Below are 7,339 nucleotides of genomic sequence, written 5' to 3' on the forward strand. Positions count from 1 at the left end.
GTTACGGAAAACAAGGTGAGCAGTGTTTTGGCGGCCGGCTTGTGGGCCCCGCCAAGGAACATTGTGGAAAATGCGGATTGCAGCAGAAGCTGTGCACCGCACTCAGAGAACAGGCAGGACGTACGGCTCCATGGCGGGCTTCGCCTTGCTCGCCGCCAGGGCCGTCAGCTGGGCCCGTGATTCGACTCCGAGTTTGCGGTAAATGGCCGTAAGCCGTACCTCCACGGTCCGCACGGAAACGAAGAGCGTGGCGGCAATTTCTTTGTTCCGCATTCCGCGTGCAACCATTTTCGCCAGCACGCGTTCATGGTCGGCGAGGAGCAGGAGGGCAGGGTTACCCTGCTGGCTTGGGGCTTCCACCCTTTCGTCCAGCAGCAGGGCATCCACCTGCTGGACCCACGCGTCAGCGCCGATCTCGTCGAACATGACCTTGGCCCGCAGCATCCCGTCGCGGGCATCCCGCAGCCGGCCCAGGGCCTTCAGCCGTTCGGCGTAGGCCAGCATGGTCCTTGCCCGCTCCAGGAGGGAATCCCGGGCATTCCTGCCCTCCAGTGCTTGGGCGAACAACTGCAGTGACTGCTCCCCGTCGGCCAGGATCGCGCGGCTGCGGGCAACCGCAGCCATCAGCCATGGGGACCGCAGGCCCACGGAACGGCTCTCGAGGTTCACCAGCGCCTGCGTGGCCTCACGATGCCGTCCCAACCGGACCAGTACTTCCACGAGGTCCGCGTCGCACCGCAGCAGCGTGGGACTGCTGAAGCGCAGGCCAATTTCGCCTGCGCGCGAGAGTTGGGCCAGTGACTCGGCGAGGTCCCCCCGGAGCAGGGCGAAGTGGCCCTGCCATGCCGCCAGCTGCGCCGTGACTGCGGGGTGGCTGTCCGCGCCGGCGTGGCGTTGGGCCTCGGCAGCATACGTGTGGGCCAAGGCCTCGTCACCCAGCGCGTGCGCCTTCCAGACACGGAAGACGTGCCGCATGCCGCGCAGGTACTTGAGCTGTGGTTCGCGGACCTCCAGGTCGTCGATCAGATTGACTGCTGCCCTGACATTTCCGGCCCTGATCTCGTTGTCCGCGGCCAGGAACAGTGCGGTTTCCCGCCAGTTGGCATGTGCCGATTCCTGGGAGGCACGGACCCGGGCAAAGATTTCCTGTGCGTGGTCATAGCGCTCCGCGTAGCTGAGGGCCCGGCCCTGGACCAGGAGGGCGGCAAGGCTGCTTTCGCCTTCCGGGTGGTGCTTGCGGCCCAGTTGTTCGCTGCTGCCGCTGATGCACTCGGCCAGCAGCTCCGCCTGCTCTTCGATCTCCAGGCATGCCGCGGATGCGGCCTCCTCGAAGTTTTTGGCATAGCCAAGCAGTTCACGTGCGTCGGCCAGTTCCCACCGCTCGGCATAGTAGATGGCAGCGACGGCCAGGAGGTTCGCGGCGAAGGAAGGGTCGTGTTGACCGAATTCCTTCACCAGGCGCAGCACCATGCTTGAACGCACTGCTGCTCCTTGAATGAAGTCGATCTCGAAGGAGAGACCCGTCAACCGCAGGATCAGGGCGGGATTGCGGGTAATCCGTTGGGCCCACTCGAGGTAGCGCCTGGCGTAGACGAACTCCCCCCGGTTGAACAACAGCTCAGCCACGGTGGCCAGCCGGGCTGCCGTTTCCGCCTCCCAGGGATTGATGCTCAACGCGCGTTCAACGTATTCGACGGCGAAGGACACCTCGCCGCCCCGGATCAGGTCCACAGCGTGGCGAAGCAAGCCGAAGGGGGTCTGGCGTTCCAGCGCCGTGAAACTGAGGTGCCACCTGCGGGCGTAGGGATCGGTGTCTTCCGAGGCCTCCGCCAGGGCGCGGTGGCTGGCTGTCCGGACGGCCGGCGTCATGGCGGCAAAAATGTAGCCCCGCAGCAGCTGGTCGCGGATCCCCACATACGGGCCCGTCCGGCGGACTATCCCGCGGGTCAGCAGTTCGTCCAGGCCGGCCCAAACGTCCGGCATGACCTTCTCGATGCTGGGGATGTCGCTTCGGTACGAAAGTGACAGGACATCCAGGAGGCGGCGGGCGGGGGCGCTGAGTCCGCCGGCAAGCAAGGCGAATTCCGCCTCAAAGCTGCCCTTGCACGGCAGCGGGACAGGGAGTGCGAATTTGCCCTCCGCTTGCCGCTCCAGGAGCCGGCTGTGGAGTTCGACGGCGGCGAGCGGGTTTCCGCGGCTGGCGGCGGCTACGGCGTGTGCAACAGCCGTCGTGGCCTGCTTGGCAGGGATGGCCTCCAGCATCCTGACCGTATCGCTGTAGTTCAGGGGCTGAAGGCACAGCACGGGCAGGCCACTGAACGGACTGTCCGGGTTGTCGTCGCGCAGGCAGACAAACAAGGCAATGTCCGTTCCCGCCAGGCGGCGGGCAAGGAATCCGATGACCGCCTGGCTGCACGGATCCAGCTGGTCGGCGTCGTCGATCACGATGACGGTCCGCGCGGAGGAGCGCTGGTGCAGGCCGTTGAGGAGCAGTGCGGAGATTGCCGGTACATCAAGGGTTCCGGCGGCGTCGCGCAGCAACTCGTCCGAAATCCTGTTGAGTACCGGATCGTCCATGGCGTTGAGGAGGGCGGTCAGTCCGGACAGGGGCCAGTCCGATTCGAAGGCGGTGGCTCCCAGGAAGACCGTCCGGTATTCGGAGAGTGTGGGAATTTCTGAAAGCAACGCGGACTTCCCCACCCCATGTCCGCCGGTCACTGCCAAGGCGGCGTCCTTGGGTCCGCGGATGACGGACAGGACCCTATCCAATTCCCTGCTTCGGCCTAATAAAGACATGGGTCCCCAATTCTCGAAGAAGGAGACCGGCATTCTTTCGGTTGTAGTTTTTAATACAGCTCGTTTTTTAAAATGGAGCTAACCGCCCTGAAGTCAGGTGAATAACCTTCAGGACGGGGCCGTCAGCGTACTGCCTCGGGCACGGTACCCAGCCGTAGATGAGAATATAGCCGCGAAAATGAAAGCCGCGCCATACGATCCTGCTTTGGATTTGCTCAAGATCGCCCCCGCTTTTGCTCAAGATGGCAGGGCATGCCCCTACCTACCTAAGCCCCGTTGTTCCCGCACTCCCCTACCTAATGGTTTGCTGCATGCACACATCCCCGTGCCCGCCCTGATTGCTGCCGGGAGGCCCCTTACCTGCGTAGTGCGGGAATCAACCTGCTGAAAAAGTGAGTACCTTCTACTGGTGATACCGGAACAGCCCGGGCATAGTCTCTCGGGACGGCCGCGGCGCCGGCGGGACACTTGCCTGTTCCGTGTTTCGGACTGTCATGAAGGGTGAGTAAATTGTCAATGCCTCCCCAGCTGCCGGCCTCGTTTACCAAGCCGGAATTGAATGGCGGACGCCCGCCAGCCCAGGATGGCCGGCCCATACCGGAGGTGAACCGCGGCCTGGAAGCAGCGCTGGCGGCTTTGGAAAGCACCCGCCTGCCATGGATGGTGCTGAGGGGCGAGGATGATTTGCTCCGCCCTGCGGGAGACGTGGACATCCTTCTTTCCCGCGGACTGGTGCCCGGCCTGGACGATCTTCTTGGCGGCGTGGGGTTCCGCCGCGTCCAGGCCCTGGGCCATGGCAGCCACCGCTTCTACTTCCGCTACCTTCCTGACGACGACCTTTGGCTCAAGCTCGACATTGTGTCGGATATCAGTTTCGGGCGGTTCCAGGAACTTGGCACGGCGCTTGCGGAGGGCTGCCTGAGGCGGAGGGTCCGCCTCGGTCGTTTGTGGCTCCCGGACCCCAGTGACCAGGCCTGGCTCCACATCCTGCACCTGGTCCTGGACAAGGGCGAAATCGCCCCCGGAAGAGTGGAAGGCGCGCGGTCCGCGGCCGCCCTGGCGTCGGCCGCGGACCCCGTGGCGGCCTTTCTGGACCGCAAGGTGGGGAATGGAACCGCTGCTGCCCTCCTGGAGGTGCTGCAGTCTGGCAGGTTCCATGAGGTGCCTGCAATCGCCGCGGGGATGAAATCACGGTGGCGGGGGAATGCGCGCCCGCCCCGGCTGGTCAGCCTGGCTCACCACGCCCTCCGCCGCGTCGGTCCGCGCCTTCAGGGAGCCGGGCCTGTCATCGGAGTCCTTGCCCCGGATGGAGCTGGCAAGACGACGCTGCTCCACGGCCTGCGTTCCCAATGCCCCCTGCCCTCGTCATACGTCTATATGGGTCTTTGGTCGAGCAGCCCTTCCGACCGGTGGATCGGGACCGTTCCGGGCGGAATCCTCGCCAGGAAGGTGTTCCGCATCCTTCGAGGGGGCCTCACTGCGTGGTACCAGTCACTGCGGGGGAGGCTGGTGCTCCTGGACCGGCTGGCCCAGGACGGGATGCTCGGCGGCGGGCAGGCGAAGAGCCGGCTGCGGAGGCTCTCGGACGGCCTGGCGCTGTACGTCCAGCCGCGGCCGGACCTTGTCCTGGTGCTCGACGTGCCCGGCGAGGTGATGTATGCACGGAAAGGCGAACACAGCCCCGAGGTACTCGAAGAGTGGCGGAACGACTATCTGGAGTTGGCGGCACACCTTCCCTCGGCGCGCATCATCGACGCCAGTGAATCCGAATCCCAGGTTCGAAGGAAGGCCTCCGGACTTCTCTGGGAGGTCCTGGCCGGCGAAAAGCCGGCGGCGCCGGCAGACCCGGACCCCATTCCCCTGCACCAGTGGATGCTGATGGACTGGCGCTTCCTGCTTCCCCAGGGCAAAACCGGGAAAGTGGGTTACGGCGGCAGGATCAGCCCCGAGTCAGTAGCCGCCATCAGCCTGCTGGATCCTGCCGCCCGCAGGATTGAGGCCGGCAAAGGGCGGGCGCCGGTGCCGGATCTTGATACCGTGCTGCTTTCCCGGCCAGACCTTGCCCTGGTCGAAATGGCCGCAGCGTCCCTCCGCCCGAACGGGTGGGTGTGCGTGCAGGTGCAGCGCTCGTTCGGCCCACGTTCCGGCCCGCTGACGCTTGCGGGGTGGAAGCGGGCCATGGAGAAACTCGGTTTTGAAGATGTGGCCGTCTATTGGCACGTGCCCAGATTCGAAGGGCCGGAACGCCTGGTGCCCACAGCGTCAGCGGCCGCCGTCAGAGACACCTTGGCCCACTACTCGGGCGCCCGTTTCGGCAAAGCCAAGGCTGCAATAGCTGGGCTGGCGTTGACCCTGGGCCTGTTCGATGTCGCGGCTCCTGCCGGGACAGTCATCGGTCGATGGCCGGAGGCGGCGCCCGGGAAGGATTCCGCGTGAACTACATAGACCAGCTGCTTGCCGACCATTACGGGGATCTTGGGCTTGCCGGGTTCGGCGTTCCCCGCAAGTGGACAACGCTCTTTCTGACGCCGCAGTTTGTGACGTCACGGCACGTTGTGGCGCTGGTTTTTGCTGAAGGTGCGGCCCGTCCAAGCCTGGTCGTCAAAGTCCCGCGCCAACCCGGGGACAACGCCAGCGTACGGAAAGAGGCTGACGTGCTCCTTGAGCTCAAGTCCTTGGGCGTGGGGTCGGAGCAAGGCGCTCCGGAAGTAGTCGGGGTGCTGGACGTCGGCGGACAGGCAGTGCTCATCGAAACGGCCGTAGGCGGCGATCTATTGGAGCCCCGGCGGGTTGTTGAAGACGTCGCCAGGGCAGTACAGGCCGGGATGGATTTCGTCGCCGGCTTGCCCTGCACCAGGCCGGTAGCGGAAAACCCGGATTGGTACGAGCGCACGGTAGGCCGTCCCTTGGCCGCACTTGCCTCGCTGTTCCCGGGGCGGACGGAGGTTGCCGCCCTCGTCGACCTCACGCACCAGGCGTTGGAGCCGTTGCGGGCGGAGCAGCTTCCGGCCGTGGTGGAACACGGCGACCTCAGCTACCAGAACTTGTTTCTCAAGCCCGACGGGCGCCTTCAAGTCGTTGACTGGGAGCGTTCCCGGCTGGATGGATTGCCGGCCCATGATCTGATCTTCTATCTGCAGTACGTCGGCCAGTCGCGGGAGCAGGCGTTGTCGTCACGGCAGCTCCAGCTCCAGGCTTTCAACAACGCCTTCAGTGCCGGCGGATGGGCGGTATCGTCGGTAGCGGAACATCTCAGGCTCCGGAACGTCGACACCGGACTGCTGCCCTACCTGGTCATCGCCACGTGGGCGCGTTCAGCGGCCACCCTTGCCTATCGGCTCAACAGCGAGGGGACGTACGGAGGCGACCCCGGGCACCTGCAGGCGGCAGTCACCGCTGACCGTGACTTCTGGCTCTGGCGGCATGCCGTGACAGCCTGGACGCCGCGCTGATCCCTGCCGGTTTCATCGCTGTGGGCGTGGGCCGCATTGCGCCGCCGGTCCATTAGCGGCCCGTCAGCGGCGGCGGAGGAGGACCATCAGCTCGTCGTGGAGTGACGCAAAGCCCAGGCGCAGGACGAGGTACACGGCAGCCACCGCGGTGACCAGTACCAAAGCAGCGGTGGGCAGGCCGCCAAGGTAGGGCAGGAGGAGGATTTCCAGTCCCGCCAGGACCACCGCGAGGCTGCACGCCAGCGCAGGCAGGATTGCGCGGAGCAGGGCCCTCGCTCCGATTCCCAGGACCCTTGCCGCCACCGCCTGCATGCCGAAGGCAAAAAGTACCGCAGTGGCCATCTGCGCACATGCGACGCCGATGATGCCCCACTGGGTGGACAGGATCAGGACCGGCACCAACACTGCGAGCCTGATGCTGGAGAAGGTGATGGACAGTCCCGGACGGCCAATGGCCTTGTACACGTCGTTGGCTCCGGCCCCCAGGGAACGCGCCGCGGCATAAAGGGACAGGAAGACCAGCGGCACCACTGAGTCGGTCCACTTCGAACCAAACACCAGGGGGACGATCACAGGTGCCAGGACCGCCAGTCCAACGCCGGCCGTCATCCCGTAGAGGGACTGGATCCGCACGCCCTTCAGGTAGCCTTCACGCAGGCGTCCCGGCTGGTCCTGCACCTGCGTATAGAGGGGGAACAGGACTGTGGAAAGCACAAAGAAGACATTGATGATCAGGGCTTCAGGGAGCCGGAAGGCCAGGGTGTAGTAACCCAGGGCCTGGGCTCCCAGTACCGAGGCAATAATCACGTAGTCGATATCGAAGATCAGCCGGGCCAACAGATTGCTGCCGGCCACGGGGACGCCGAACTTGAGCGTGGCGCGGATCGCGTCCTTCGCTACCCGCCAGAGCTGCCACGGGGCGTCGCGCCGGATCAGGAACCAACACGTGGCGGCGTAGGCAACTGATCCGCTTGCCGTGCCTGCTGCCAGGGAGAAAGCTCCGTAGCCGGCGAAGGCGAGCGTGAGGCTGACGGCCCCTGTGGTCAGTGCGCGGCATACCGGCGCCACGGCCAGCTTCTTGAATTGCAGGT

4 protein-coding genes are annotated in these 7,339 nt (G+C 65.2%); 2 read left to right on the forward strand and 2 right to left on the reverse strand.

What is annotated here, in order from left to right; genetic code table 11:
* Window positions 1–102: 102 nt before the first annotated feature.
* Complete coding sequence (locus AC3IMC_RS18305) at window positions 103–2,829, reverse strand: LuxR C-terminal-related transcriptional regulator (protein ID WP_490920170.1); 2,727 nt, start codon at window positions 2,827–2,829, stop codon at window positions 103–105.
* A 483-nt stretch (window positions 2,830–3,312) separates the two neighbouring features.
* On the opposite strand from AC3IMC_RS18305, the gene AC3IMC_RS18310 reads away from it, so the two are divergent.
* Together AC3IMC_RS18310 and AC3IMC_RS18315 are read left to right on the forward strand one after the other, a co-directional pair.
* Entirely contained in the window at window positions 3,313–5,232 is a 1,920-nt protein-coding gene (locus tag AC3IMC_RS18310) for a hypothetical protein (RefSeq protein ID WP_490920171.1), read from the forward strand.
* Window positions 5,229–6,248, forward strand: coding sequence for an aminoglycoside phosphotransferase family protein (locus tag AC3IMC_RS18315; protein WP_490920173.1), 1,020 nt, complete (start codon window positions 5,229–5,231; stop codon window positions 6,246–6,248). Before AC3IMC_RS18310 ends, AC3IMC_RS18315 begins: the two co-directional genes overlap by 4 nt.
* 63 nt (window positions 6,249–6,311) lie before the next feature.
* Here the strand turns inward: AC3IMC_RS18315 and AC3IMC_RS18320 are convergent.
* On the reverse strand, window positions 6,312–7,339 hold a 1,028-nt coding region (locus tag AC3IMC_RS18320; protein ID WP_490920174.1), incomplete at its 5' end, for an oligosaccharide flippase family protein.

The sequence above is a fragment of the Arthrobacter sp. E70 genome, from assembly GCF_058266945.1.

Excerpts from the sequence above, each read along its gene's own strand:
- AC3IMC_RS18305 (WP_490920170.1), bottom strand. The coding sequence starts at position 2,829 with ATGCCGGTCTCCTTCTTCGAGAATTGGGGACCCATGTCTTTATTAGGC.
- AC3IMC_RS18310 (WP_490920171.1), top strand. The coding sequence starts at position 3,313 with ATGCCTCCCCAGCTGCCGGCCTCGTTTACCAAGCCGGAATTGAATGGC.